This window comes from uncultured Arcobacter sp., from assembly GCF_937982575.1.
In the GTDB taxonomy this organism is placed as follows: Bacteria; Campylobacterota; Campylobacteria; order Campylobacterales; family Arcobacteraceae; genus Arcobacter.
In genome coordinates, this window is record NZ_CALJLR010000005.1 from 160265 (window position 1) to 185583 (window position 25319).

At 29.8% G+C, this 25319-nt stretch carries 30 protein-coding genes; 6 read left to right on the forward strand and 24 right to left on the reverse strand.

Features of this window, described 5'->3' with window-relative positions:
- Positions 1-21: 21 nt before the first annotated feature.
- Together ilvN and Q0617_RS04350 are read right to left on the reverse strand one after the other, a co-directional pair.
- Positions 22-519: an acetolactate synthase small subunit gene (gene ilvN, locus Q0617_RS04345; protein WP_298750856.1), complete on the reverse strand. Its 498-nt coding sequence runs from the start codon at positions 517-519 to the stop codon at positions 22-24.
- On the reverse strand, positions 512-2206 hold the full coding sequence (locus tag Q0617_RS04350; RefSeq protein ID WP_298750859.1) for an acetolactate synthase large subunit: 1695 nt from the start codon (positions 2204-2206) through the stop codon (positions 512-514). The genes ilvN and Q0617_RS04350 overlap by 8 nt, the downstream gene beginning before the upstream one ends.
- Positions 2207-2352: 146 nt before the next feature.
- Here Q0617_RS04350 and Q0617_RS04355 point away from each other — a divergent pair, with 146 nt between their 5' ends.
- Positions 2353-3165, forward strand: coding sequence for a hypothetical protein (locus tag Q0617_RS04355; RefSeq protein WP_298750861.1), 813 nt, complete (start codon positions 2353-2355; stop codon positions 3163-3165).
- Here Q0617_RS04355 and Q0617_RS04360 read toward each other — a convergent pair.
- The 3 genes from Q0617_RS04360 to Q0617_RS04370 are packed head-to-tail and all read right to left on the reverse strand — an operon-like array spanning position 3154 to position 5732.
- Entirely contained in the window at positions 3154-4068 is a 915-nt protein-coding gene (locus tag Q0617_RS04360; RefSeq protein ID WP_298750862.1) for an exopolyphosphatase, read from the reverse strand. The two genes, Q0617_RS04355 and Q0617_RS04360, sit on opposite strands and share 12 nt — an antisense overlap.
- Positions 4068-4625 carry a CDP-alcohol phosphatidyltransferase family protein gene (locus Q0617_RS04365; protein ID WP_298750865.1) on the reverse strand — a complete coding sequence of 186 codons (558 nt, stop codon included), beginning with the start codon at positions 4623-4625 and terminating at the stop codon, positions 4068-4070. The genes Q0617_RS04360 and Q0617_RS04365 overlap by 1 nt, the downstream gene beginning before the upstream one ends.
- A 9-nt stretch (positions 4626-4634) precedes the next feature.
- Positions 4635-5732, reverse strand: a complete 1098-nt coding sequence (locus tag Q0617_RS04370) for a diguanylate cyclase (protein ID WP_298750867.1) — start codon at positions 5730-5732, stop codon at positions 4635-4637.
- A gap of 104 nt (positions 5733-5836) precedes the next feature.
- Between Q0617_RS04370 and Q0617_RS04375 the strand changes: the two genes are divergently transcribed.
- Positions 5837-6082, forward strand: a complete 246-nt coding sequence (locus tag Q0617_RS04375) for a hypothetical protein (protein ID WP_298750869.1) — start codon at positions 5837-5839, stop codon at positions 6080-6082.
- A gap of 4 nt (positions 6083-6086) precedes the next feature.
- The gene (gene trxC / locus Q0617_RS04380) at positions 6087-6518 is read left to right on the forward strand and encodes a thioredoxin TrxC (RefSeq protein WP_298750871.1); all 432 of its coding nucleotides are present in this window, start codon (positions 6087-6089) and stop codon (positions 6516-6518) included.
- Here the strand turns inward: trxC and Q0617_RS04385 are convergent.
- Positions 6515-7267, reverse strand: coding sequence for an ATP-binding protein (locus Q0617_RS04385; protein WP_298750874.1), 753 nt, complete (start codon positions 7265-7267; stop codon positions 6515-6517). The two genes, trxC and Q0617_RS04385, sit on opposite strands and share 4 nt — an antisense overlap.
- Positions 7268-7421: 154 nt before the next feature.
- Here Q0617_RS04385 and Q0617_RS04390 point away from each other — a divergent pair, with 154 nt between their 5' ends.
- Positions 7422-7607, forward strand: coding sequence for a hypothetical protein (locus tag Q0617_RS04390; protein ID WP_298750876.1), 186 nt, complete (start codon positions 7422-7424; stop codon positions 7605-7607).
- A gap of 33 nt (positions 7608-7640) precedes the next feature.
- Here Q0617_RS04390 and Q0617_RS04395 read toward each other — a convergent pair whose 3' ends face one another.
- The 14 genes from Q0617_RS04395 to soxC form a co-directional block, all read right to left on the reverse strand.
- Positions 7641-8807, reverse strand: coding sequence for an HD domain-containing phosphohydrolase (locus Q0617_RS04395; protein WP_298750878.1), 1167 nt, complete (start codon positions 8805-8807; stop codon positions 7641-7643).
- Between the two features lie 5 nt (positions 8808-8812).
- Complete coding sequence (locus Q0617_RS04400) at positions 8813-9598, reverse strand: alpha/beta hydrolase (RefSeq protein WP_298750879.1); 786 nt, start codon at positions 9596-9598, stop codon at positions 8813-8815.
- Positions 9599-9615: 17 nt separating this feature from the next.
- Complete coding sequence (locus Q0617_RS04405) at positions 9616-10053, reverse strand: DsrE family protein (protein WP_298750881.1); 438 nt, start codon at positions 10051-10053, stop codon at positions 9616-9618.
- Position 10054: 1 nt separating this feature from the next.
- Positions 10055-10504, reverse strand: a complete 450-nt coding sequence (locus Q0617_RS04410; RefSeq protein ID WP_298750883.1) for an MOSC domain-containing protein — start codon at positions 10502-10504, stop codon at positions 10055-10057.
- Positions 10501-11304, reverse strand: coding sequence for a thioredoxin fold domain-containing protein (locus Q0617_RS04415; protein ID WP_298750885.1), 804 nt, complete (start codon positions 11302-11304; stop codon positions 10501-10503). Before Q0617_RS04415 ends, Q0617_RS04410 begins: the two co-directional genes overlap by 4 nt.
- Positions 11305-11398: 94 nt before the next feature.
- A complete protein-coding gene (gene soxB, locus Q0617_RS04420) occupies positions 11399-13165 on the reverse strand; it encodes a thiosulfohydrolase SoxB (protein ID WP_298750887.1) in 1767 nt (588 codons plus the stop codon).
- Between the two features lie 24 nt (positions 13166-13189).
- Positions 13190-13840 carry a rhodanese-like domain-containing protein gene (locus Q0617_RS04425; RefSeq protein WP_298750889.1) on the reverse strand — a complete coding sequence of 217 codons (651 nt, stop codon included), beginning with the start codon at positions 13838-13840 and terminating at the stop codon, positions 13190-13192.
- 98 nt (positions 13841-13938) lie between these two features.
- Positions 13939-14370 (reverse strand): hypothetical protein, encoded by a 432-nt coding sequence (locus Q0617_RS04430; protein ID WP_298750918.1) that lies wholly within the window; start codon positions 14368-14370, stop codon positions 13939-13941.
- A gap of 12 nt (positions 14371-14382) precedes the next feature.
- The gene (gene soxA, locus Q0617_RS04435) at positions 14383-15309 is read right to left on the reverse strand and encodes a sulfur oxidation c-type cytochrome SoxA (protein WP_298750921.1); all 927 of its coding nucleotides are present in this window, start codon (positions 15307-15309) and stop codon (positions 14383-14385) included.
- Between the two features lie 46 nt (positions 15310-15355).
- Complete coding sequence (gene soxZ / locus Q0617_RS04440; RefSeq protein ID WP_298750922.1) at positions 15356-15655, reverse strand: thiosulfate oxidation carrier complex protein SoxZ; 300 nt, start codon at positions 15653-15655, stop codon at positions 15356-15358.
- A gap of 67 nt (positions 15656-15722) precedes the next feature.
- Entirely contained in the window at positions 15723-16175 is a 453-nt protein-coding gene (gene soxY, locus Q0617_RS04445; protein WP_298750924.1) for a thiosulfate oxidation carrier protein SoxY, read from the reverse strand.
- Positions 16176-16196: 21 nt separating this feature from the next.
- On the reverse strand, positions 16197-16553 hold the full coding sequence (soxX, locus tag Q0617_RS04450; protein WP_298750926.1) for a sulfur oxidation c-type cytochrome SoxX: 357 nt from the start codon (positions 16551-16553) through the stop codon (positions 16197-16199).
- Positions 16554-16564: 11 nt separating this feature from the next.
- Complete coding sequence (locus Q0617_RS04455; RefSeq protein ID WP_298750928.1) at positions 16565-17749, reverse strand: c-type cytochrome; 1185 nt, start codon at positions 17747-17749, stop codon at positions 16565-16567.
- Positions 17715-19055, reverse strand: a complete 1341-nt coding sequence (gene soxC, locus Q0617_RS04460; RefSeq protein WP_298750930.1) for a sulfite dehydrogenase — start codon at positions 19053-19055, stop codon at positions 17715-17717. The genes Q0617_RS04455 and soxC overlap by 35 nt, the downstream gene beginning before the upstream one ends.
- A 305-nt stretch (positions 19056-19360) precedes the next feature.
- Between soxC and Q0617_RS04465 the strand changes: the two genes are divergently transcribed.
- Both Q0617_RS04465 and Q0617_RS04470 read left to right on the forward strand, forming a co-directional pair.
- Positions 19361-20578: a molybdopterin molybdotransferase MoeA gene (locus Q0617_RS04465; protein ID WP_298750932.1), complete on the forward strand. Its 1218-nt coding sequence runs from the start codon at positions 19361-19363 to the stop codon at positions 20576-20578.
- Positions 20578-21099, forward strand: a complete 522-nt coding sequence (locus Q0617_RS04470; protein ID WP_298750935.1) for a hypothetical protein — start codon at positions 20578-20580, stop codon at positions 21097-21099. The genes Q0617_RS04465 and Q0617_RS04470 overlap by 1 nt, the downstream gene beginning before the upstream one ends.
- A gap of 2 nt (positions 21100-21101) precedes the next feature.
- On the opposite strand, the gene Q0617_RS04475 is transcribed toward Q0617_RS04470, so the two are convergent.
- From Q0617_RS04475 to Q0617_RS04490, 4 genes are read right to left on the reverse strand one after another with little or no spacing between them, the layout of a single operon-like run.
- Positions 21102-21641, reverse strand: a complete 540-nt coding sequence (locus Q0617_RS04475; protein WP_298750937.1) for a hypothetical protein — start codon at positions 21639-21641, stop codon at positions 21102-21104.
- Between the two features lie 6 nt (positions 21642-21647).
- On the reverse strand, positions 21648-22781 hold the full coding sequence (locus tag Q0617_RS04480; RefSeq protein WP_298750939.1) for an SO_0444 family Cu/Zn efflux transporter: 1134 nt from the start codon (positions 22779-22781) through the stop codon (positions 21648-21650).
- Complete coding sequence (locus Q0617_RS04485; RefSeq protein ID WP_298750940.1) at positions 22782-24032, reverse strand: DNA recombination protein RmuC; 1251 nt, start codon at positions 24030-24032, stop codon at positions 22782-22784. It abuts the gene before it with no gap.
- Entirely contained in the window at positions 24025-25272 is a 1248-nt protein-coding gene (locus Q0617_RS04490) for a M48 family metallopeptidase (protein WP_298750942.1), read from the reverse strand. Before Q0617_RS04490 ends, Q0617_RS04485 begins: the two co-directional genes overlap by 8 nt.
- Positions 25273-25319 lie beyond the last annotated feature (47 nt).

Here is a 25319-nt window from a genome sequence, read left to right on the forward strand (position 1 = left end):
TCAAACGACAAGTAAAAATACTTATCGTTCCATTGCAACTACACCACTTTTAACTATTTCTATAGGGTTATAGTTTTTGATAACTTTTACAAAATTTGCAATTCTACTTGGTGCATCAGTTGCAGATACAACAATACAATCTTGAGTAACGTTTTGTATAGAACCATTATAAGCTCGTGCTAACACATCCACATCACTTAAGTTTTGATCCACAGGAATTTTTATAAGTACAGTCTCTTTTTCAACAACGTCAAAATGCTCATTTACTCTTAAAACTGGAATTAATTTATTTAATTGTTTAACAATTTGGTCTATCACTCTTCTATCACCTGTTGTAACAATAGTCATTCTAGAGTACTCAGAATCACTAATTGGAGCGACTGTTAAAGAGTCTATATTATACCCACGTGCTGAAAACAGTCCTACTATTCTAGATAAAACATTATTTTCATTTAAAACAATAACAGAGATAACTTTTCTTGCATTATCAGTATCATAGTAGTGATTAAAATTATTCATTGTTATCTCCTAATAGCATCATTTCATTTAGTGCATGTCCATTTGGAACCATTGGTAAAACCTCTTCATTTCTATCAACAATAACTTCTATCATTGCAACTACTTTTTTCTCCATTGCATCTTTTAATGCCGCATCAAACTCTTTTTTAGTAGTAACTCTATACCCTATTCCACCAAAAGCTTCAACAAGTTTTACAAAATCAGGTTGTGCACTTAAATCAGTTTCAGATAATCTATTTTCATAAAACATTGTTTGCCATTGTCTAACCATTCCAAGATAGTTATTATTTAATATAATATTAATAACTGGAAGTTTTTGCTCAACACAAGTCATAAGCTCTTGAATATTCATCAAAATAGAGCCATCTCCTGTGAAGTTTATAGAAACCTTATCTGGCATAGCTTTAGCAACACCCATAGCACCTGGAAGTCCAAATCCCATAGTACCTAATCCACCAGAAGTATTCCATTGTCTTGGATATGAGAAAGGATAAAATTGTGCTGTCCACATTTGATGTTGTCCAACATCAGTAGAAATAATTGCATTTTCTCCAACTAGTTCCCCAACTCTTACAATTGGCCATTGTGGTTTAATTTTTGTATCTGAATCAATAAAAGCTAAAGGATGCTGTGCTCTGTAATCTCTTAACAATGTCACCCAATTAGAGTAATCATTAAACTCAAATTCACCTACTGAGTCAATCATTCCTTGAACAGTTACTTTTAAGTCCCCAACAATTGGGAAGTTTGTATGTACAAGTTTTGCAATAGAAGCTGGGTCGATATCTACATGAATAACTTTTGCTTTTTTAGCAAACTCATCAAGTCTTCCAGTTACCCTATCATCAAATCTAGCACCCAATGAAATCAATAAATCAGCTTCATGTGCTGCCATATTTGCAGCATATTCACCATGCATACCTAGCATACCTAATAGCAATGGATTATCATGTCCCATTACTCCTCTTGCCATAAGCGTTTCAACAACTGGAATATTTAACTTCTCTGCTAACTCTCTTATTTGATATGCACAATTTGATAAAATAGCTCCACCACCAACGTAAAGCAATGGTTTTTTTGACTTTGCAATTGCTTGCATAGCTCTTTTTAACTGCTTTTTATTGTAATTTACCGTTGGCTTATATGTTGGAATATTTACCTCTGCTGGGTAAATATAATCTGCAACTTCAGCTGTTATATCTTTTGGAACATCAACATGTACAGGTCCTGGTCTACCAGTACTTGCTATATGAAATGCTTCTTTAATAATTCTTGGTAAATCTTCAATCTTGTTAACTAAATAATTATGTTTTGTACAAGGTCTTGAAATACCAACAGCATCAATTTCTTGAAATCCATCAGTCCCAATGATTGTTGTTGGCACTTGTCCTGTAATTACAACTAAAGGAATAGAATCCATATAAGCATCTGCCAATCCTGTAACTGCATTTGTAAATCCAGGTCCAGATGTAACTATAGCAACCCCAACTTTGCCAGTAGCTTTTGCATATCCTTCAGCAGCATGAATAGCCGCTTGTTCATGTCTAGTCAATATATGTTCAAAATGTGTTTGTTTATAAATTTCATCGTAGACATTCATAATAGCGCCACCAGGGTATCCAAATACTACATCTACCCCTTCATTTTTTAATGATTCTGTTACCATCTTTGCGCCTGTCATTTTCATTATACTTTTCTCCGTTATAAAATAGCTAATTATTTTACAAAAAGTTTGGTTAATCCATCTTTAATTGGGTCTAAAAATAACTTACTCACTTAATATCTTATTTATAATTTTTCTATTATAATCAAGCATAATCTTAGGAGTCTAATGTGGAAGTAAATAATCTTAATAGTGTAAGTAATGTTAGTGTAAATAATGTACCAAAACAGTATGTAGATAAATCAAAATTTGATGGTTCAGTTGGAATAATTGACGAAAACAATGATGCTTTAAAAGTCTCAATTAATGAAATTTATAATAAAAAAAGAGATGAACTATCACACTCCTTAAGAAACCTAAACGAAGGTATTGCAGCTACACAAATATCTGTAAATGCACTAGGGAAACAGCAAGAAAACCTAAACCATATTGGAAGTGCTTTAATTAAACTAGAAAATAGTGGTGATTATGAAAATAAAAGATTTGAAACAGCACAAGAGATTTCAGATCAATTAAATGAATATAATAAAGAAGCTGATAACGCTAGATATAATAAAAAATTACTTTTAGATGACCAATATGGTGATGAAATAATTAATGTAGTAACTCAATCAAAAAATTACCAAATAAATGGTGTAAATACAAAAGCAATATCACAAGATTTGGTTACTAGTTTACAATCTAATAGTCTATCTTCAAGCGAAGATGTAACTAGTGCATTAGGAAATGTAGATGAAGCACTAAAAAAGAGTCGAACTTTTTCAGAAGATTTCTCACAAATGAATAATGAAATGAAACAAGTTGCAAGGGGAACACTAAACGAACAAATAAATTTATTGAAAGATAACACAAGATTAAAAGATATGAATTTTGGTTCTGATTTTAGTGATTTTTCAAAAACTAATATTACAACACAGTTAGGTAATCTAGCTGCTTCTCAAGCACATATTATCCAAGAACAAACAAGTAAATTACTTGTTTGATTTTAAAGCATAATCAATAGCTACGCCCTCACGTAGACCATCATCAAAAACTATTGATTTGTCTTTATTTAAAATTTCATAAAATAGCTTATAAATAAATACTCCTGATTCTATAAAATCAGTTCTACCAGGACCCACTAGATTAAAAATTTCTTCTTGAGACAAAGACCTGAATTTATTTAAAAAAGATTCGATTTCTTCTAAATATAACTCAGTTCCATTTATCAAGTCCCTATTATAAGTTGCAAAAGTAAGTCCGAGTTTTACTGCGGCAATGGTTGTGGGAGTTCCAGCAGTTGCTACGAAGTTAAAATTTTTTAAATCTATATTCAAAGCAGTTATAAATTTGGCTATTTCACTTTTTCTTTTTTCAAGTTCAGAGATTATAGTTTCACTATTTTTATGTTTTTGAGCAAGGGTTACAATACCTATATCAAAACTTTTTGCAAAATGGCTATCTCCACTATTTATAATTAACTCAGTAGAACCACCGCCAATATCTATTAAAATAAAATGTTCAGACTCTTTTTTCTCTCTTTTTAATGCATACTTAATAGCCAAAAGAGTTAATCTAGCCTCTTCTTCGCCATCAATTATTTTAAAATCAAGTTTGCATTCATCTTTAAATCTTTTTAAAACTTCAGATGAATTTTTGGCCATTCTCATTGCTGCAGTTGTTACACAAATGGCATCTTCTGGATTATACTTTAGTTTTGCAATAGATCTTTTTACTGCATCAATTACCCTATCTTGAGCTTCATTTGATATTTTATTTGTATCAATAAGTCCATCAGCCATACCAACAACTTCTTGATATTCATCTATAATTTTATGATTTAAACCATCATAAAGTAAGGTTCTAAAAGAGTTAGAACCTAAATCTACTGATACTATATTTTTCATTAAGGGTGAGGAATTTGGATTTTTGAGTTAAGTAAAAAACCTATGATAATCATAAAAATTAAAACAAATGTTTCAGGTAAAACTCCTGTCAACCATACAAGATAAACAACAAAAAGTAAAATTGCACCTAAAGGTGTTGGTATACCCGTAAAGTACTTTTCTACCTCACCCTCTTGTGCATTGATATTAAACTTTATCAATCTTCTAAGTCCAGAGATTACGTAGTATATAAAAGTAAAAGCCACTACTATAGTATTTAACTCCAACTCTTTACCATCAATTATGGCAAAATATATAAACATACTAGGAACTACTACAAAAGATAAAAAATCAGCATAAGAATCTAATTGAATTCCAAACTCTGTAGATAGATTATATTTTCTTGCAATTTTTCCATCAACAATATCAAATGCTCCTGCAATCCAAGCAAAAAGTGCAGCACCAAAAAATTGGTCGTGGGTTATAAAATAAATAGCTAATATACCAGCACTTATATTCATAAATGTAGCTAAATTTGCTAGATTAAAATGATTGTGTTTATCAAATAAAAAACTCAATTTTTTCCTTTAAATTGTATATTGGTTTCTACCATTTTGTTTTGATTTATATAAATTTTCATCTGCCAATTTATATAATCTATTTGGAGAGGTATTTGAACCTGGTTCATAAATAATTGCACCAATTGATATTGTTACAAATTCATTTGCTTTACTTGTTTTATGTTCAATTTTCAAGTATTCAACTAATTTTATAATTGCCTTTAAACAATTTTCTAAAATCTCTTGGTCAACATCAAACAGTATTGCCCCAAACTCTTCTCCTCCAAGTCTAAATACATATTCATACTCTTTATTGAAATATTTCTTTAGTTCAGTTGCCACAGCTTTTAATGTCTTATCACCCATATCATGCCCATAGGTGTCATTATATTGCTTGAAAAAGTCTATATCAAACATTACAAAGGCTGTTTCCCATTTGTTGGCATTTGATACAGATGGAATACTATCAAATATTGTATCAAAATATCCTCTATTATATAATAGTGTCATAGAGTCAGTTATAGATTCTAATTTATATTTTTTATTTAATACCGTCAAATGATTATCTTTTTTAATAATACTGTATGTCAAATAAATAATTATTGCAAAAGAGAAAATTACCAAGGCAACTATATTATAAAAAAGTAATTTTTTCATTTGTTCATATCTATTTAAAAAATCAATTCTTTGATTTTTTGCATTATTAACTTCATACTCTATTAAAAAATTTATTTTTTGTATCATAATAGTGTATTTCATGGTATTTTTATCCATAAAAGAGACTTCTATATCTTCATTTATAGAATTAACAACTTTTCTCTCTTCATAAGTCTTATATGACTTAAAATAGTCATTCCAATCTTTTTCTATATTTTTCTGACTTTTTTTAATTGAACAAAGTTTTTCTTTATTTTGTAGACAAATTATCATATCTTTGTAGTTTGAAGATATGCTTTGCAGGTTTGTAACTGGAACAAAATTTCCAAAGTATATTTTATCTATGTGCTTTTTTAAATTCTCAATTTGAGAATTAAATATAAAACTAGCTGTAATAAGCATCATAATTATAGTGACTAACAATAATACTAATTTAAAACTAACTGAATCAAAAATACGTTTTTTCATTGTGATTATTATATTAAAATTATGATTAAATCTAGTGAAAAATTTTATTTGCTTTTTATTATAAAAACTAGTAAAATATAAAATAACGTTCGAAAGGACTTGAAATGGAAATAAATAGTAATCTAAATGCAATGAGATTGCAAGAAGTTAAGTTAAATGACTCAGCTAAAGATATTGCAAATCCTAAAAATTATGTAAATAATTCAGATTCAAAATCGCAAGAAGTAACACCTGACCTTATAGAAGCAATTACAGCACAAATACCTATTCCAATTGCTTATGAAGCAAATGGAACTAGTATTAAAGTACAAGATGAAGTTTTTGCATCACTTTTAAATATAAAAGCTTAATTTTATGGATAAAATAAAAGTTGTTTGCTCATCTTGTAATAGTGTAAACTCTATTCCTAAAAAAGACTCTTATAAAGTTGCCAACTGTGGTAGCTGTAAAGAATCATTACTAAATACTAAACCTCTTGATTTAGATGATTCAAATTTTGATATTCAAATTGTGAATTCTGACATACCTGTACTTGTAGATTTTTGGGCACCTTGGTGTGGGCCTTGTAAAATGTTTGCACCCATATTTAATGAAGCTAGTTCAAGATATCCATTAAAAGTGAAATTTGCAAAAGTAAATACTGAAGTTGAACAAAACTTAGGAAGTAAGTATCAAATAAAATCAATCCCTACTTTAGTTGTATACAAAGCAGGAGTTGAGCTAGAGAGAGTATCCGGGGCTTTAGACCCAACAAAGCTTGGAATACTAATTAATAAGTATATTTAGTCTAATAACTCTTTATCAAAAAATGTAGAAGTTTGAATATTTTTAAATGCTGCTTTCATTGAAACAAACATTTGAGGGTTTTCCTCTTCCATTTTTTCTAATAACTCTTTAGTTGATGCTCTTGCATGAGGCATTTTTATATCAAATCTCATTGCAGGACAAGCTTCATCACCAATTACACTTATCTCATTTGTTTGGGCAAAAGCTCTTAATTGTCTCTCTCTACAAAAAATAAGAGGTCTAATTACTTCTAATCCATTTTCTGCTTTATAACGTGGTGGCATAGAACGAAGTGCACCATTATATAAGAAGTTCATAAAGAATGATTCCATTGCATCATCTAAATGATGCCCAAGGGCTAATTTATTATAACCTTGTTCTTGTGCTGTTGAGTATAAGTACCCTCTTCTCATTCTAGAAAAAAATGAACAAAAAGATGAGTTCTTTCTTATTTTTTCTTTTGATAGTTCAAATATTTCTGTATCAATAATTTCATGCTCTATTCCATGTTTTTCACAATGTTTTGCTAAAAACTCAACTTGTTCACCCATTCCATAAGTAACAGTTACTGCTTTAAACTCAAAATTAAAAGGAGTAACTCTTTTTAGGTGATTTAATGCATGTATAAGTGTTGTAGAGTCTTTCCCCCCTGAAAAGCCAACAAGTACTCTATCACCCTCTTTTATTAAACCATACTCTGCATTTGTTCTTCCAACTACACTAGAAATTTTTTTACTTAATTCAACCAATTTTTCTTATCCTAAACTTTTTTCGCGATTATATCATAAATGATTGAAAAAATGAAATTTAAACAAGATTGAAATTATAATCATAATACTCAACTATTTTAGTTCTATTTTAGATTATATAAATATAATTTCAATAAAAAATAAAGAGAAAATAATGACAAACGAAGAAATTCAACAGTTTAAAGACAAAATTAGAGAAACTATAATGCCAATGGCAGAGAATATGAAAGATGAAGAGATAAAAGATTTAATTAAACATGTTGAAAAGGAAAATCCTGATTTACCAGAAGGCTTTTCAAATATGCTTTTTGAACAAATAACTATGATGAAAAAAAACTAAAATAGTTGATTTAAAACTCCCCTAATTATACTTTTATTTATTAGGGGTAATTGCCACACTAATATCTTCTACTATTGAGATATCAATTTTACCCTGCTTTGCCAAATCTTTTAGTATATCAAGACTTTCTTGATGTGAATAAGCTTTTCTATAAACCTTATTTATCCTTAATGAGTCATAAATAACTAAAATAGCTAATAACCTATCTTTCAAGCTTAGATCTTTAGCTGCTAAACTATAGGGATATCCACTTTTATCAACTCTTTCTTGTACTTTAATTGCCCATGAATTAATATCACTAAATCCTATAATATTACTTAATACTTTATTTGTATAATAAGGATATGCTTTAATCTCTTCGTACTCAAATTCATCTAAAGCAGAATTTTTATCAATAATTGAAGAAGAGATACATATCTTTCCTATTTTACAAAGAGATGCAGCAATTAATAATGTAAATTTATCTTTATGCTCAAACTTATAAAAATCAGACATCTGTTCAACGTAAGATAAGAGATGAGAGTCACTGTTATTAATAAAATATAAATCTGAACAGATTTTTAAAACCTCTTCAAATTTTAAAGTGAGAGTAAAATCATATAGATTACCAAATATAAAATATAATATCTCATTTTCATTTTGTAAATCAAGCCAGAAACTACACTTCTGTGATATTTCTAAAAAAATATCTGTTATTTTTTTAGAAAAAAGTTCATTCTCACTACTTTTTACAAAATTTATAAGCTCAGTTCTTTCTTTTGTGTTAATACTTGACAAATTAAATCTATTTTCAAGGGCAATTGCAAAAGATAAAATTTGAGAAAAAAGTGGCGTCTTATCCCCTTTTAAACCATATAATCCGCTACCATCAAAATACTCACTTTGATATTTTAAGATATTTTTATTTTCTAATAAAAAAGGGAAACTCTTAGAAATATCATTTGATGATTCACAATACTCTTTTGATAGATTAGAACAGTTGAATAAACCTATAGAATGCAACAAACTATAAGAGCATAAATCACTCATCTCCTGAGGAGTTAAGTTTAGTTGCCTACCTATGTTTAGGCTTAGGTAAGCAACTCTTTTTGAGTAGTTTATAGAAGTAGAGCATTTGTCTTTTCTAAGATAATCAATAGGTAAAGATAAAGCCAGTAAGAAATTATTTAAATTAAAACTAAGCTCTTTTTTCTTGTCCATAAATTCTATTCTTCTAAAAGATTAATTATAGCTTCTACTGAAGTATCAGTCATATCTAAATCTAAGTGAACACCATTTTTAACTTCTACTATTTTTACATCTAAACCTTTTTTAGATGCTAATTCATAAAAGTTTTTAGTAACTTTAGCAGGAGATATTTTATCTTTTTCTCCATATATTAATAAAAATTTTGTATCTTTACTTACCTCGTCAATTACATCCACAATTGATACTAGACCTGTAGCTTTATCCTCTTCATGGATATTATATCTACCGCCAACTAAAACGGCATTATTAATTAAATTTGGTTCAAAACCTGTCAGGGTTCCACCCATCATAGCACCAGCACTGTGTCCTATATAGGTTACTGTTTGGGCTTCAAATCTATACTTTAACTCTTTTACTAAGTCTGATAAAAAATGTATATATTCTTCTTTTGCTGCTAAATTTTTTACACCTTCATGTGCTAAAGCTGTAAAATTATTAGTTGATGAATTAGAATATCCAGGAAGTGCTACTGCAACTGTTGTAATATCCGTATTAAAAGATAGTATTTCAGCAAAAGGAGAGTATCTACCTAAAGTATTTGTTCCATCTGGCCAAGTACCATGAACTAAAATATTTAAATACCCTTCCCTATCACCTTTACTAGTAAAATATTGAATACACTCTCCACCTGCAAATAAAAAGTTCTCACCTTTTTCTAAACAATCTTCATGATTAATTTTTTCTGCTTGTACATTCAATGACACTAAAACCAATATTGTAATTATTAAAAATAATCTTTTCATGTTTAAACTCCTTTAAATTAATAAGCTATAACGCCTACATATCCTGCAAATTTTCGTTCGATTAAATCTACTATACCCGCTTGAACATATGAGACATCATCAATAAAATCATCTTCTGTCCATTTCATTGTTTCCATAGTGTTTCTACAACCTATAAACTCTACATCATACTCCATCAAAGAAACTATTCTTTTTAAAGTAGCTTTATCATAATCTTTTTTTAAAGCTCTCATTCCATTTCCATAGGTTACTACTACAACTTTTAATGTTTCAGCAGGATACTCTTTTAAGATATTATAAATTGAACTTAAATTATGATTTACCTTAGCTACCTCTGAATCATATAATTGAAATACAACTCTTCTTGGATTATCAAAAGTAGGCTTTGGATCACTAAACTCTGAACTAGAAAATCCCATAACTGTTAATAAAATAACTAAAATAAAACTCTTCATATTATTCCTTTATATAAACCTCAAAATCTTTTTTAATTGTACCATTTTTTAATATCTTACAATACAATCCTCTACAATCTTTTACTATTTTTGGTAATTGTTTATCAAAAATAGATAAATGATTACATATGGTGCATTTTTCAGTTATTTTTATTTCACTTTCCCCAATCACAAAGGTAGTTCCTATGTCAAAATCATGTGGGTTAAAATCAAATATAATATTTTCTCCTAAACTACCAAACTCCAAAGATATACCACTTTGCTTAGATTTTTCATAACTATTAAGTCCTAAAATCATAACTGTTTTATCCAAGTCTTTTTGTGCAAATTTATCATTTTGAATACCATAACCTTCAATTAGATTTAAAAAATCTGTTTTAGGTCTTGGCATAGAGCTTTGTGAGTCTTTTTTTGCACTAAATGTATCTAAAACTTTTCCTATGAATCTCATTTATTAATATTTTCCTTTAAAATTTGAATAAAATCATCTTTTACCCAAGCTCCTGGATATGTGTTTAAAAGTTCGTTTTTATTGGATACAAAGAAAAAAGTAGGTGTCATTCCATAAAAGCTCTTTTTTAAATTAAAAGGCAATTCAACACTATCTACATCAACTTCCAAAAAAATAAAGTTTTTATCAATCATAGTTTGTATATCTTCTAAATCTAAAACTTCTTTTTTCATCTTTTTACAAAAATAACATGTTTTTGAAGTAGCATATACAATAACTGTTTTATCTAGTTCTTTTGCCTCTTTTAAGATCTTATCTTCTTCATAACCATCTTCTAAAACTTTTATAGCTTTTGGATGTTCTAGTTCCCATTGTTTTTTATATTCCATAAAATAGTGTGCTAAATTATTAGCCTCTTCGTCACTTATTTTCATAGGCTCTTTTTTCTTATAATACTTTGTTATCATGGGGTCACAAACACTATTGTTTAAGTCAGGATTAGCTAAATAACTTTTTAGAAACTCTTCTATTTCTATAACTCTCATCTCAGGATCTTCGGGGTCACCTATCTTTTTAGAGCTATCCATTATTGCATAAGCTAACATATTTTCAGTAGGAGTATCCAAGTTATATAACATATTCTTCTTTTCAAAAAAATTTGTTTTTAAACTTGAAATAGAGATATAACTTCCATGGCAAGAAGAACATTTCTCATCAAATATCTTTTTACCCTCTTCATAATCTGCTAATAAACTTGAAGTAAATATAAATACAAAAAGTATCATAAACCTAAATAGCATCAATCTTCCTTGTTTCTTAATTTAAAATAGAGTTCATTAACTACATTTTAAATTGAGAAAAGTACAGGTAACTGTACTTTTTCAATTTTGAAGATTAGACAATCCCTGGATTACCTTTTATTCCAACAATATCTGGAGTATCAACTTTTAAGTTTTTAACATGTTTAATACTTTTTAGATATGTCTCAACAGTCTCCCAAACTGGCTCCCCTGGTGATTTTGAACCAACAGTAGACCAACCTGCAACTTGATACTCTTTACTTGCATGAAGTTTTTCTCCATTTCTAGTAAGTGTTATATCTGAAATTCTATCACCTATTTTAGCAGTAGGATTAATTCTATAAGAAATTCCACCAGTTCTTACCATATCTCCACCTTGTTGATAAAATGGATCTGGATTAAACAAGTTGTCGGCAACATCTTCTAAAATAGCTTTAATTCCTTCTCCTGTAATACCTCTTCTATAAGTTTCAGGATAAGTCATAGCTGTTTGTGTTGTTAAATCATCAAATGTAATAGCTTGACCAGGCATAACAGATGTTCCCCATCTAAATCCTGGAGATAAAGAAATCTCTGCATCTTTTACATCAACTAAAGCATCACAAATAATTTGATCCCAAGAACCATTAAAGTTTCCTCTTCTAAATAGAGTTTCATCAGTAGTTGCTATCTCTCTTGTTAACTCTTTTTTAAATGGTGCTCTTACATCTTCGATATATTTTTTCATCTCTTTATCTTCTGGAATTAGATCAGAAAAAATTGGCAATAAAGTAAATTTGAAATCTTTTATTTTTCCATTTTGAATATCTAAATCAAGTACATTTAAAAACTTACCATTACTTCCTGCATTACAAACATAAGTAACACCCTCTTCATTTTTAATAGGAACAGCTTCTGGAACACCATCATGAGTATGTCCACCCATTATGAAGTCTATACCTGTACAAACCTCTGCCATCTTTTTATCTGTGTCAAAACCATTGTGAGATAATACAACAACAGCATCAGGTTTTTCACTCTCTCTTATTTCATCAACTAAATCTTGCATTCCGTCATCATTAATTGAAAAACTCCAATCAGGAATAAATCTTTGAGGGTTTGCAATTGTTGTATAAGGAAAAGCTTGACCGATAATTGCGATTCTTGAACCATTTACTTCTTTTATAGTATATGGTTTAAAAGCATGCCCTGTATCCTCATCATAAGCTTCTACATTACCTTCAAATAATGAAGCTTCTTTAACTTTTACATTTTGAGCAAGGAATTCAGCATTTAATAGTTTTACATTTTCTAAAACTTCTTCGGCTCTATAAGTAAACTCCCAATGTCCAACAGCAACATCAACTCCAAGTAAATTCATGGCACCAACCATATCTTTACCTCTTGTTTGAAGTGCTGTCCAAGATCCTTGCCACGTATCACCACCATCTAATAAAAGTGTTTTTTCTGCACCAAAACTATTTTTTAAAAAGTCAACAACAGTTTTAATTTGAGCAAAACCACCAGTTCTACCCATAGCTTTTGCATGTTTCTCAAAATTAACACATGTATATGCATACTCAAGTCTTGGATTGCCTTTTAACCCATAATACTCTAAAAAGTTTTCACCCACGATATGTGGTGGTTTACCATAATTTCCAAAGAAACCTAAATTTACACTTGGCTCTCTGAAATATACAGGTAATAGCTGTGCGTGACAATCCGTCATATGCATAAGTCTTGCATTACCAAAAGGTTTTAGTTTATAGTAATCTTCCAACTTATTAGTATTTGTCATTCTTGTATGTGAATTAGCAAAAACTGGCGCAGCACCAAGTACTGCCATCATATATACGAATTCTCTTCTACTAAGTTTACTCATTTTAAATAACCTTTAAAATATTTATTATTTACCCGAACCAACTACAGTAAATCCTAAAGATGTCCATGCTTGCATTCCACCTCTATAGTATTTAATTTTTTCTGTTGGGTAACCCATTTTTAATAATGCAAATTTTGCATTTTTAACCATACCAGGAGTTTGTCCACACCAATATCCATTACAGTATAAAGCTAATGTTTTTGCTTCAGAAAAATCTAAAGTTCCATCTTCTTTTTGAACAACTCCCATCTCATCTTCCATCATTTCAATAGCTGTTGCTTTTTCATTAAAGTTTGTAAAAGGAACATTTATAGCCCCTGGAATTCTCAATTTTGCATACCATCCTGGCTTTCTTGAATCTATAACTGCAATTGTGTCATCAGTTTGAGCTTTTTTCATTAACTCTATAAACTCTAACTCACCAACAGTTTCAACACCTTCAGCTATTATCATAGGTTGAGAAACCCCTCTATTTGTTGTTTCATAAAGTGGTGAAATTTTATTTCCTGCAGTTTGATTTCTCATTAAAGTAAATTTTTCACCATTTAGATTCATCTCAATAGATTTTACACCTTTAGAAATTGGAACAAATTTAGTAGTCCCCTCAGCTAAACTTGAACTTGCACAAATTCCTGAAATCAGCGCAGCTATTGCTATTTTTTTTAACATTGTCATACTATACCCCTTTTAGTTTTCTTGTCATTGTTTTTTATTTTTGGATGAAATAATGCGTAAAAAAAGCCAAGGCTAACCTTGACTTTAGTTTTTGTTAATTAATATTTTAAACCATCACCTGGAACAGCATCTCTCCAAGATGATTTTGCTTCGTCAGCTTGTATTAAAGCAACTACTGCAAATCTACAAGCTCTCACTGCTGCAAAATTAGTATCTAATTTAGTTTTTGAAGTTTTACCTTTAAAGTCATTTGGATTAACTTCTTTAGCTCCTGTTTTAATTGCTTCTTCAACTGATGCAATTAAATCACTATTGTTAACACCTAATCTTCTAAATTCTAAACCTTTTGCTTGTGCAACTGTATTGTATGTTTTAGCAGTTTCAATTACACTTTTAATTCCACTTTTTTCAACACTACAAACTGTATTTAAATCCAATTTTGTAGCACTTGCAATACTTGGTTCAGATGTACATCCACTTATAATTGCCGCTAAACCTATAGTTGCGATTAATGTTGTTAATTTTTTCATAGTTATTACCCTCTACTTTCTAATATCTGGACCATCTATTTTCATACCATTAGACATATAGGCCATGAAGAATAGTAACTCTTTCATCTCATTACTTGTATCTTTTGGAGGAACTTGTCCTTCATCTTTAATACATCCAGACATTCTTCTCTCTAAAGTTCCTAAACCTTTCCATTTCAATCTGAAAACAGGAAAGTGAGTTGTTTGACCAAGAAGTTGAGATAGTTTTTCATTTCTAACTCTTAAACCTGCACCATAAACATGACATTCTGCACAATTAAGCTTTAAATAACCTCTTTGTGTATAGTAATACTCTTTCCCTCTTTCATATGCATCAGCTGCTGCTTGTGAATCAATTTTTACATCTACAACTTTTTCTGCTTCTTGTGCTGAAAATGCCATATATCCTTGAAGTTTAGCCATATCACCTTTTTTTGTATTCCATGCTTTTTCACCATTTGATGTTAAACACTCATTAACAGCTTGTGTTAAAGATACAACTTCGTTTCTAGCTTTGTCAAAGTAAGGATAGTTAGCAGCTGCTTCTGGCGTTTCAAAACATGTAGCAAATGATTTACCATTTGTAAATGTAGTATTCCATAATGCTTCACCAGCATCTATACTATCTTCATATGGAGGCATCTCTTTAATATCTTCATATTGTCCTCTACCATCAATATTATAAGCATAGTTACCTTTTGAAAAATCTTCAAATTTAAGACCCTTTGCAATACTATTTTCCAGCTCTTCATCAGTTGAATATGGGAAAAAAGTACCTCTGTTTTTTAAAGGATCTTCGAATTTAGCTTCAAAATATTTTACTAATTCTACTCTATCTTTCTCAGCAGTTGCTGCATAGTCTGTAGCGTTTAAAGTACTATTTAAAGCGCCAACAGTTAAAGCAAGTAAAGCTGTAGTTTTTGCAATTTTCAATAACATTTATATCTCCTTGTCATTTTATTTAATTACTAAATTTAGTAATTAATTATTTAATCGTAACCGTGTCAGATTGCGTTTTACCTTTTAAATCAACCCAAGTAAAAGTTAAATCATCTCCTGATTTTCCTTTAAATTTAAATTTAACATATGGATTTTTAGATAAAAATTGACTAGTTGATACTTCATATACAACTTCACCATTTGATGTCACTTTAATATTAGTAATAAAGTTAACCTCTTTTTTAGCTCTTTTTGCTTCTTGGTAACTTAACATTGCATGTTTAGCCATAGCCTTAACTGTAACTATACCTTTTTTTTCTTTTGCTTTAATTCTTGTTTTAGCCATTTTAATTCCTTTATATTTTCTCTATATTTTTTTATATTTTAATATTGTTTGTGTAGTTGGAATTAAATCAACCACCACATCCACCAATAGTAACTTTTACTTCTTTAGAAGCAGAATATAATTTACCATCAGCTTCAACTACTGCTGTAACTTTTCCTGTTTTTGCTAGTTTAATTCTGAAAGAATAATCAATAATTCCACCTTTTGGAACAGTAAATACAGCTACTGTAGCTTCTGGATTTGCATCTTGAAATATTGCTACTTTAGAACCAGCTAACTTAGAAGATACAGTTATTGGAATAACGGCACCATTTTCTGCAATATCTGGTGCTTTTATTTTTACTTTTGATTCACTAGTTGTTGCTGTACCAAAAAGTTCTGTCATTGCTTCATCAACTTTTGTTGCAGTCCATGCTTTTGGTTTTGTTTCTCTAAAATCAATTGCACTCAATGCTGTTGGTGCTAGTGAAGCTGCTGCAACTGCACCTAAACCTAAACTTAAAAAATTTCTTCTATTCATTTTATTTCCTTTTTAAAAATATTACTTAACTGTTTTTAAATAAGCAACTACTGCTTTTATTTGACTATCACTTAACCATCCTGACTTACCAAATGATGGCATTGAAGTATTTGTAATACCTCTTGCACTATAAATATCAAAAACCGTATCATAAAGTGTTTGTTCATCCCAATAAGTAAGACCTGATAGTTTTGGGCCCATACTTCCTGGTCCATTAATTTCTTTGCCATTAACAGCATGACATGCTAAACAGTTTCCTAAGTTCTTAGTGTTAAAAATCTTTTCACCTTGGGCTACTAAATCAGCATTAGCTAATGCACTTGAAGCAAGTACACCAGTAACTGCCGATGCCATTAATAAATTTCTAATCAATTTCATCTATTCTCCTTTTATTTGCTTGAGTTAATCATATAGTCTACAATTTGTTTAAACTCTTCATCAGATAAAACAGTACCACCCTTTGGAGGCATAGCATTTATTCCATTGATAGCGTTTTCATAAACTGTGTCTATCCCCTTACTCATAACTTCTGTCCAAGCACCTTTATCTCCAATCACAGGAGCACCAATGGCTTTGTTTGAGTGACATGCTGAACAATACGTATCATAATTTCCTGAAACAACTGGGTCTTCACCAGAGTTTTCACTTGCAGGTTCTTTCCAACTTCTTTCAGCTGTAATTGGTTGATTGGCATTTGGTGCTAAGTCAACCTTTATTCTCATCAAAAGTTCCTTAACATCACCTTTAATACAATCATTCATACATCTTGTACCAGTACCGTAAATTTTAGGGTTAGATAAAAGTTCTGTCATGTTTTTTACACCTTGTTGAGGGTCTTTAGTATTAACCTCAGGGTAAAATCCATCCACATTTGGCATAACAATTTTATTAAAGTTTTCTTTACTTAAAACAAAATCTTCATCTATAACTTCTCCATCTACTTCAATTTCATTAACAGAAAGTAAAAAAGCTGTAATAGCATAAACTTCACTGTTTGTTAAAGTTTTAGGTGCAGTAAATGGCATAGAGTCTTGAATATACCAAAAAAGTGTACTAGCATATGGCCAGTAAGAGCCAACAGTTTTTAATGCAACACTTGCATTTGGTGATTTATCTGCAGGATTAAGTCTTTGAATAACTAAATCAGCTGTTTTACCACCTGAAAGTGTAGGATAACCTTTTCCACCAGCACCAAATTCACCATGACACATACCACAGTTTTTGTCATAAAGTTCTTCACCCCACTCAGCAGAACCTTTTGCAATTTTTGGTTTTCCATCTTCCATAACTGGTTTACCATGTTTTGTATCATATTTTGGAAGATCTTTTAAATCTGGCTTTACATCTATATTCCAAATATTAATTTCATTTTTAGTAGCTTCTCTACCATTGTTATATTTAACATCTTGTGTGTTTACATGATAAGGACCATATTTACCATCTTTAGTTGGATATTTTACAGCACCATCAACTGATACACCATTTGCTAATAAAGAAGAGGCAAATAATGAAGTAACTCCCAAGGTAAGAAGAGTTGTTTTAAGCTTTTTTGTTGTGTTTTCTAATTTGAACATTATTACACTCTCCTTTACTATTAATTTCCCAAGTTACAATTGCATTTCTATGATAAATTGATTCAACACCAACAGCACTTGTCTCTTCATCAATTGTTGGTTGAATATTTCCAAAGTCATCTCTTGATCTACTAGCTAATAGAAGTGGCTTGCCATCCCATTTAATTACATAAGAAAATCTTGTCCATGATTTTGGAAGAACTAAACCTTTTAGGCTAGCTTCAACCCAATTATCACCACCATCAAGTGAAACATCAACACCAGTTATAGTTCCATGTCCAGACCAAGCAAGACCTTCAATTTCTACCATATCACCTTTTTTTAAGTGAGTCCAAGGCTTTTCAGGACATGGACTAGTAATTACTGAGTTAACTTCATTTACCCAGAAAAATCTAATTGCTTTTCCACCAGGTTGAACCATAGTATATTTAGATGTTTCTTCTTTTGAATGCCATGGCGTATCTGAGAATTCTAATCTTTTTAACCATTTAGTATTTAAGTTACCTTCCCATCCTGGCACAACTAATCTTACAGGATAACCTTGCTCTGCTCTTAAAGCTTCACCGTTTTGTCCCCAAACAACCATAATATCATCTAATGCTTTCTCAACAGGAATTGATCTAGGGTTTGATGCATTATCACTACCTTCTGCTAGCATCCATACTGCGTCTTTTTCTAAACCAATATCATCAAGAATTGTTTTTAACATTACTCCCGTCCATTGAGCAGCACTCATAAGACCCTTCATAAATTGTAACGAGTTAAATTGTGGACCTCTCCATTCAGGAGCACCATTTGCAGGACACTCAATAAAATAAGTTCTTGTTTCACTAGGATATCTTTTTAAATCCTCTAAAGTTAAAACAATTTCTTTTTTAACTTTACCATGAATCATTAATCTCCACTCTTTTGGATCAACATGAGCTGTACCTCCATGATCTCTTACAAAAAACAGACCATTTGGTGTTATGATTCCCTCTGATTCATGAATTGGACACATTGAAACAGATGCATAATAATCCCCTGATGAAAACAATGAATGTGTTCTTCTTATATTATTATGTTCATATGGTGAAGGTAATCCATATAAATTTTTATCTACAGGATCCCCTAATTTTTGTCCCCATGGCGCATCATTCATAATTGCTGGATCATCAGCTTTAACTTTAACAGGTGCCAAAACATTTGCTGCGGCTATTGCACCAGCAGAATAGATAGCAGTTTTTTTGAAAAAACTTCTTCTACTAAGTTTTTCTTCTTGAGTAGAAGTTTCGTTTTCTTTCAAACTGTTAGTCTTACTTGTCATTTATCCTCCTCATGATAATTGAACAAGTATAAATAAAAATTATAAAATAACTAGAAATTATTTTTAAAATTACTTATACTTATAGATATTATAAACAGCCATTATATAACTATAAATTATATAATCGTTAGGATATTATTGCCATATTTTTGACCTAAGTCAATTATTTTTTGCTATTTTTATAAAAAAATGTAATATGCTATGTTAATGCTATTTAAGGGGAACAAAACATTAATTTTTGACCTTATAAAGTTACTTTTTTTATTGATTATGTTAATATTTATTTTAATTTTATGGAGGAAAAAATGAGAAATTTTATAAATTATGAAGATTCTTTAAACATATTAAATAATTTTATTTTAAAAGGAAAAATAAAGGAAAAGATTTTTTTAACTAATGCAATTGGTAGAACTCTTGCAAATGATGTAATTGCAAGTGAAAACTCACCTGCTTTTGTTACTTCTGGAATGGATGGATATGCTATTAAGTTTGAAGATCAAAAATTAGGTACTTTAAAAATCATAGATAAAAATCCTGCAGGAAGTGTTGTTGAATCAAAAGTTGAAAAGGGTGTTTGTATAAAAACATTTACAGGATCTTTGATGCCTGAAGGTTCAGATACACTTATTCCTATAGAGAATGTAGAAGTTATTGGTGATTCAATAAAGATTACACAAGAAGTACCACAGGGCTTTGCAGTAAGGGATGTGGGAGAAAACTATAAAGAAAATGAAGTTCTAATAAAAAAAGGTACAACAATAGGATTTGCAGAAATAGGTGTTATGGCATCACTTAATATTGCCCAAGCAACTGTTTATTCAAAAGTAGTTGTAAGTATTGCAAGTACAGGAAGTGAAATTCTGGATATTGGAGAGACACAAACTAATAAAGCACAAATTAGAAGTTCAAATCATCTCACTGTTGAAGCTTTAGCAAAAAAAGCTGGAGCAAAGACAATTCAAATGGGTGTTATCAAAGATGATATGGATTCAATTACACAAATGATGAAAATAGCCTTAGAAAACTCAGATATTGTTGTTACAACTGGTGGTGTTTCTAAAGGTGATTATGATTTTGTACAGGATGTAGTTAAAAAAGAGCTTGGTGCTGAAGTTTTATTTCATGGAGTTAGTATAAAACCTGGTAATCCTATATTAGTTGCTAAAAAGGAAAATAAACTTATTATTTCCTTGCCAGGCTTTGCTTATAGCTCAACAGTATGTGCCATATTATATCTTTTACCAATGATTTATAAACTAGAAGGCTCAAATAAAAAGCTTCCTATTGTAAAAGCTAGAATAAATGAAGATTTTCCAATGAAAATGCCAAAAACTGTATTCACAGCTTGTAATGTAAGGTATGAAAATGCAGAATATAAAATAGACTTTGAAGGAAAAAGAAAAGGAACCAGTGCCATATTAACAAATATGCTTGGTAGCCCTGCTCTACTTATACAAAAGAAAGATAGTGCTGATATAAAAGCTGGTGAACTAGTTGATATACTATTACTAAATGATTTATAATGTTTGAAAGTATTATTATAGTACTTATGGGAATACTATTTTTAATAGTACTTCCTATAATGTCAACAATTAAGTATTGGAACTATAAACCTTATATGAAATATGCACTTTCACTTATATGGATATCATATGTTGTGATATTTTATGAAATCTTTTTTCCAAGGGATAGTTATTATATCAATAATCTAAAAAACTATTCAGGTATAGAGTTTAATAAAAATGTACAAATCACAAGTAGTTATACCTCATTTTTAAATATAAAAGGGGAATATTACTCTTGTGCAATCTTTGAAGTCTCAAGAGAAGATAAGAAGCTTTTAAATACTATAAAAGAACAAAGCAATGCTGTTTTAGTAGATAATCAAAATATTTGTGGAAAAAACATAAACCAAATATTTAATAAAAATAATTTAGTTACATTTAAAACAACTGATGAAAAAAACTACAAACAGTGGGGATTTTTAGAAAATAGTAATAAAGTTTTTATTTATCAAAAATATTTTGGGATGACAAATAAGTAAATCTATTTTAACTCAACTAGTGCTTCTACTAAAGAAGCACTAATTATTGAAGTTATAAACTTCATCGTACCACTCCAACCAATATCTTCTATCAAATCATCTACTTTTTCATAGTTTTCTTCAATAGTAGGGGCTGAATTTACTAGATTTAGTATTAAATTAAATATATCATTTTCATTTATTTTACATAGTTCCAAAATATTTGCCTGAACTATTAGATTTCCGTAACCGTTATTATTATCTGGGCTAGTAAAATTTTCTACTAGATTACCAAAGATATGAAGTGTTCTTCTTAGTCCACTTTTAATAAGTTCCATTTTAAAGCATAAATCAACTTTTGACTGATAAGACATAACTGGTAGTTCTGCTACTTGAGATACTTGTGCTAATCTATGTTTTAAAAGTTCATCTAAAATCTCTTCTATAATAGATACCGATATTATTATGGTATCTTTATCACTTTTATTATTTACTTTTTGGGTGTATATTCTAATATTTTGTGAAAATCGTGTATTTATATCTAAATTTTTATCTAAAATCATATCTTCTCAGTTCGAACAACATGTTGCACCTTTTTTAGGAAACTTCATTCTATACAGATGATAAATAATAAGTATCAACATAGCCAATGAAGCAAGAGATTTAAATATATTTGACTCATCCATATCATGTGAGATAGATAAGATTTCAAGATTTTGAAAAGATAAATCAAAAATAAAACCAAAGATAAGTGCCATGATAGAAATAACTGACACATATATTATAAGTGAAGTTCTACCTAGCATCTTATATACAACACTCATAGTTACAGCACTTGTTGCAGGTCCTGCTGTTAAAAAGATAAATGCAGCCCCTGCACTCATTCCTTGAAGCATTAAAGCTGCTGCTATTGGCAGGGATGCAGTTGCACAAGTATATAAAGGAATAGCTACAATCAAAATCACAAAATACGTTAGTATTTGATTATCAAAAAGAAGTTTTGCATACTCTTGAGGCATAAAAGTTGTAAATACAGCTCCTAATATAAGCCCTATCAATAAAGACTTTGCCATATCAGCAAAAAGTGTACCATATCCATAACTTAATGCACTTTTTAAAGAAAAAGACTTTTTCTCTTTTACTATACTATCACAACAAGAACTAGAACTACAACATGACTCTTTATTTTCACTTGTTTGATTAACTTGTGGACTAAAGTTTGTATTTGCTGAAAAGTTAGTCTTTGGAGCAAAAGCTTGAAATGAAGGTTTTGCTTCAACTTTTTTTTCATCTTTTTCTATAAAGTTTTGTATTAAACCTACAACTATAGCAATAATTACTGAACTAATAACTCTAAAAACAGTAAAAATAAGTCCAAAAAAAGAAAAAGTAGCCAAGATAGAATCTACACCCGTAATAGGAGTAGAGATTAGGAAACTCTGAACAGAGCCCTTACTAGCACCCTCTTTTTTTAACCCTTGAGCTAAAGGAATAACAGAGCAGGAACAAACAGGTAAAGGTATTCCAAAAATAGTTGCCTTTATTACTGATGTCGTAGAATTTGTACCTAAGTGAGAAGATATGAAATCATCAGGAATCAATTGTTTTAAAATACCTGCTATGAAAAGGCCAAGCATTACATAGATACTCATAGCATCTAAAAGTTTTAAAAAGTTAAGTACAAATTCTAATATCAGTTCCATTTATTCGCCTAGTAATTTACTTTGGTCAATTGTCTTTTTGGCTTTTACACCCAACTCTTCAAATTCTTGAGCACGTCGTAGAAGATTTCCTCTTCCAACACTTAGTTTGTTGATAGCATCATCATATGACTTTTTAGTTCTATCTATATGCGTACCTATTTTTTCAATATCTTCTAAAAATGATGCAAACTTATCATATAAATCTGCAGCTTTCTTTGAGATTATTAAAGAGTTTTCATTTTGATGTTCATATCTCCATATATTTTCTATGGTTCTTAGTGTTACAAACAGAGTTGATGGAGATACAAGCATAATATTACTTTCAAAAGCTACTTTAAAAAGATTGCTATCTTTTGAGGCTGCAAGCATAAAAGCTCCCTCAATAGGTATAAAAAGTAATACAAAATCTAATGTCTTCAAACCACTTATTTCATCATAATTTTTAGAACTAAGTCCTTTTATATGAGCATAAATAGATTTTGCTAACTCTTTGGCATATCTTTCTTTATCTATCTCATTTTCACTCTCTATATAATTTGTATATGCAAGAAGTGATACCTTAGAGTCAATTATGACATCTTTTTCTTGAGGAAGGTGTACAATAACATCTGGTCGTAACCTTTTACCATCCTCATTTGTAAAGCTTCCTTGGGTTGAATACTCTATTCCTTCACGTAAACCTGTTTGCTCTAAAATTCTAGATAAAATCATCTCACCCCAATCACCTTGGGTCTTATTTTCACCTTTTAAAGCTTTTGTTAGATTTATTGCATCTTGTGAGATTTGATTGTTTAAATCTTTTAAGTTCTTTATCTCTGTAAGAAGAGTTACTCTTTGTTTAGTCTCATCATTGTAGATATCATTAACTCTTTTACCAAAACTATTTAATTGCTCTTTAAAAGGAGTTAAAACTTGATTTAGGTTTAGGGATGACTTTTTAGAGTTCTCTTCAAATAACCTATTTGCCAATGATTCAAATTCTAACTTCATCTGCTTTTTAGAATCTTCTAAAAGCTGAAGTTTTTCATCATAAGACTCTATTCTTAGTTTAAACTCACTATTCATTGACTTTTTAGACTCTTCATGTCTAATTTTTTCAAACTCTAATCTTTGTATTATCTCTTTTTGAATAGATTCTTTTTCAGAATTTAGAGTTGATAGTTTCTTTTCATATACTAATCTGACTAAAAAATATGTGATTAGTATAGAAATTAAAACTATAATAGCAAAGATTATTATTTGGTCATACATCTAAGTTAAACTCATCTCTCATAGCATCTTCCTTTTTAGCATGTACATCGAAACCAAGTTCTTTAAATCTCTCCACTAGTGGCGGGTGAGAATAGTAAAAAAAGACATACAAAGGATGAGATAAGGGAAATGATTTATTTTCATTTGCAAGTTTTAATAAAGCACTTACCAAATCCTCTTTTGATTGAAGGTTTGAGCCAAACTCATCAGCTGCATACTCATTATGTCTTGAAATTAAAGATATCAAAGGCATAAGGAAAAATGAAAGTATTGGTGAAAACATCAAAAATACAACAATAATTCCATATGGTTCATTTGAAATATTTAGTCCTAAAAAGATTTCATCACCTAAGTTTCCAAAGATAGCAAAAAATACAAACATAACAAGTCCCATGATTCCTATATTTTTTAGAATATCACCATTTTTAAAATGACCTAGTTCATGTCCTAAAACTGCTAAAAGTTCGTTGTGAGATAGTTTTTCCACTAAAGTATCAAATAAAACTACTCTTTTAGTACTTCCAAGTCCGCCAAAGTAAGCATTAAGTCTATTATCTCTTTTACTGGCATCCACAGAAAATACACCAGAACTTTTAAATCCTACTTCATTTAGAAGATTGTTGATTTTTCCTTCTAGTTCTTTATCCTTTAAAGGTTCAAACTTATCAAACATTTTATCTCTAATAACTGGATAAAGCATATTTATCAAAATAATCACAGCAAAGATAAAAACAAAGCCCCAAATCCACCACATAGGAAAAGCTTCAATTATAAATGAAATACCTGCAATAACTAAAGAACCAGCAACTAAAAATATAATTGCTGTTTTAATAGTATCCATAATATATAGTTTTGCTGTCATATTAGAAAAACCATACTTTTTATTTAACTTGAAAGTTGAGTACAGATCAAAAGGTAAACCTAAAATCCAATTTATGATTATAAATGCATCTATGAAAAGTATAGCTTTTAGCCATGATTCTTCAACCACTATAATTGAATCCAAAAATCCTAATCCAAATTTAATCCATAAAAAGAAGATAACAAAATCGTATAAAGTTGAAACAATTGAGATTCTCTCTTTTTCAATAGCATACTGGGCTGCTATTTCATATTTATCATTTGAAAGAATTACAGGAGATAATTTTTTTGCATTTTGGACAAAACCAACTTGCATAAAAGAGGTATAAATATTTACTACAAAATAAAAACAATATGCAATAACAAAAAGTTCTAACACTAAATATCCTTTTAAATTTTAGATATTTTATCTTTTTGAAACTTGCA

What these genes read in the sequence shown, in the direction of transcription:
- ilvN (WP_298750856.1), bottom strand. Translation starts at nt 519, where the DNA reads ATGAATAATTTTAATCACTACTATGATACTGATAATGCAAGAAAAGTT.
- Q0617_RS04350 (WP_298750859.1), bottom strand. Translation starts at nt 2,206, where the DNA reads ATGAAAATGACAGGCGCAAAGATGGTAACAGAATCATTAAAAAATGAA.
- Q0617_RS04360 (WP_298750862.1), bottom strand. Translation starts at nt 4,068, where the DNA reads ATGAAAAATATAGTATCAGTAGATTTAGGTTCTAACTCTTTTAGAACC.
- Q0617_RS04370 (WP_298750867.1), bottom strand. Translation starts at nt 5,732, where the DNA reads ATGAAAAAACGTATTTTTGATTCAGTTAGTTTTAAATTAGTATTATTG.
- Q0617_RS04375 (WP_298750869.1), top strand. Translation starts at nt 5,837, where the DNA reads ATGGAAATAAATAGTAATCTAAATGCAATGAGATTGCAAGAAGTTAAG.
- trxC (WP_298750871.1), top strand. Translation starts at nt 6,087, where the DNA reads ATGGATAAAATAAAAGTTGTTTGCTCATCTTGTAATAGTGTAAACTCT.
- Q0617_RS04390 (WP_298750876.1), top strand. Translation starts at nt 7,422, where the DNA reads ATGACAAACGAAGAAATTCAACAGTTTAAAGACAAAATTAGAGAAACT.
- Q0617_RS04395 (WP_298750878.1), bottom strand. Translation starts at nt 8,807, where the DNA reads ATGGACAAGAAAAAAGAGCTTAGTTTTAATTTAAATAATTTCTTACTG.
- Q0617_RS04400 (WP_298750879.1), bottom strand. Translation starts at nt 9,598, where the DNA reads ATGAAAAGATTATTTTTAATAATTACAATATTGGTTTTAGTGTCATTG.
- Q0617_RS04405 (WP_298750881.1), bottom strand. Translation starts at nt 10,053, where the DNA reads ATGAAGAGTTTTATTTTAGTTATTTTATTAACAGTTATGGGATTTTCT.
- Q0617_RS04410 (WP_298750883.1), bottom strand. Translation starts at nt 10,504, where the DNA reads ATGAGATTCATAGGAAAAGTTTTAGATACATTTAGTGCAAAAAAAGAC.
- Q0617_RS04415 (WP_298750885.1), bottom strand. Translation starts at nt 11,304, where the DNA reads ATGCTATTTAGGTTTATGATACTTTTTGTATTTATATTTACTTCAAGT.
- soxB (WP_298750887.1), bottom strand. Translation starts at nt 13,165, where the DNA reads ATGAGTAAACTTAGTAGAAGAGAATTCGTATATATGATGGCAGTACTT.
- Q0617_RS04425 (WP_298750889.1), bottom strand. Translation starts at nt 13,840, where the DNA reads ATGACAATGTTAAAAAAAATAGCAATAGCTGCGCTGATTTCAGGAATT.
- Q0617_RS04430 (WP_298750918.1), bottom strand. Translation starts at nt 14,370, where the DNA reads ATGAAAAAATTAACAACATTAATCGCAACTATAGGTTTAGCGGCAATT.
- soxA (WP_298750921.1), bottom strand. Translation starts at nt 15,309, where the DNA reads ATGTTATTGAAAATTGCAAAAACTACAGCTTTACTTGCTTTAACTGTT.
- soxZ (WP_298750922.1), bottom strand. Translation starts at nt 15,655, where the DNA reads ATGGCTAAAACAAGAATTAAAGCAAAAGAAAAAAAAGGTATAGTTACA.
- soxY (WP_298750924.1), bottom strand. Translation starts at nt 16,175, where the DNA reads ATGAATAGAAGAAATTTTTTAAGTTTAGGTTTAGGTGCAGTTGCAGCA.
- soxX (WP_298750926.1), bottom strand. Translation starts at nt 16,553, where the DNA reads ATGAAATTGATTAGAAATTTATTAATGGCATCGGCAGTTACTGGTGTA.
- Q0617_RS04455 (WP_298750928.1), bottom strand. Translation starts at nt 17,749, where the DNA reads ATGTTCAAATTAGAAAACACAACAAAAAAGCTTAAAACAACTCTTCTT.
- soxC (WP_298750930.1), bottom strand. Translation starts at nt 19,055, where the DNA reads ATGACAAGTAAGACTAACAGTTTGAAAGAAAACGAAACTTCTACTCAA.
- Q0617_RS04465 (WP_298750932.1), top strand. Translation starts at nt 19,361, where the DNA reads ATGAGAAATTTTATAAATTATGAAGATTCTTTAAACATATTAAATAAT.
- Q0617_RS04470 (WP_298750935.1), top strand. Translation starts at nt 20,578, where the DNA reads ATGTTTGAAAGTATTATTATAGTACTTATGGGAATACTATTTTTAATA.
- Q0617_RS04475 (WP_298750937.1), bottom strand. Translation starts at nt 21,641, where the DNA reads ATGATTTTAGATAAAAATTTAGATATAAATACACGATTTTCACAAAAT.
- Q0617_RS04480 (WP_298750939.1), bottom strand. Translation starts at nt 22,781, where the DNA reads ATGGAACTGATATTAGAATTTGTACTTAACTTTTTAAAACTTTTAGAT.
- Q0617_RS04485 (WP_298750940.1), bottom strand. Translation starts at nt 24,032, where the DNA reads ATGTATGACCAAATAATAATCTTTGCTATTATAGTTTTAATTTCTATA.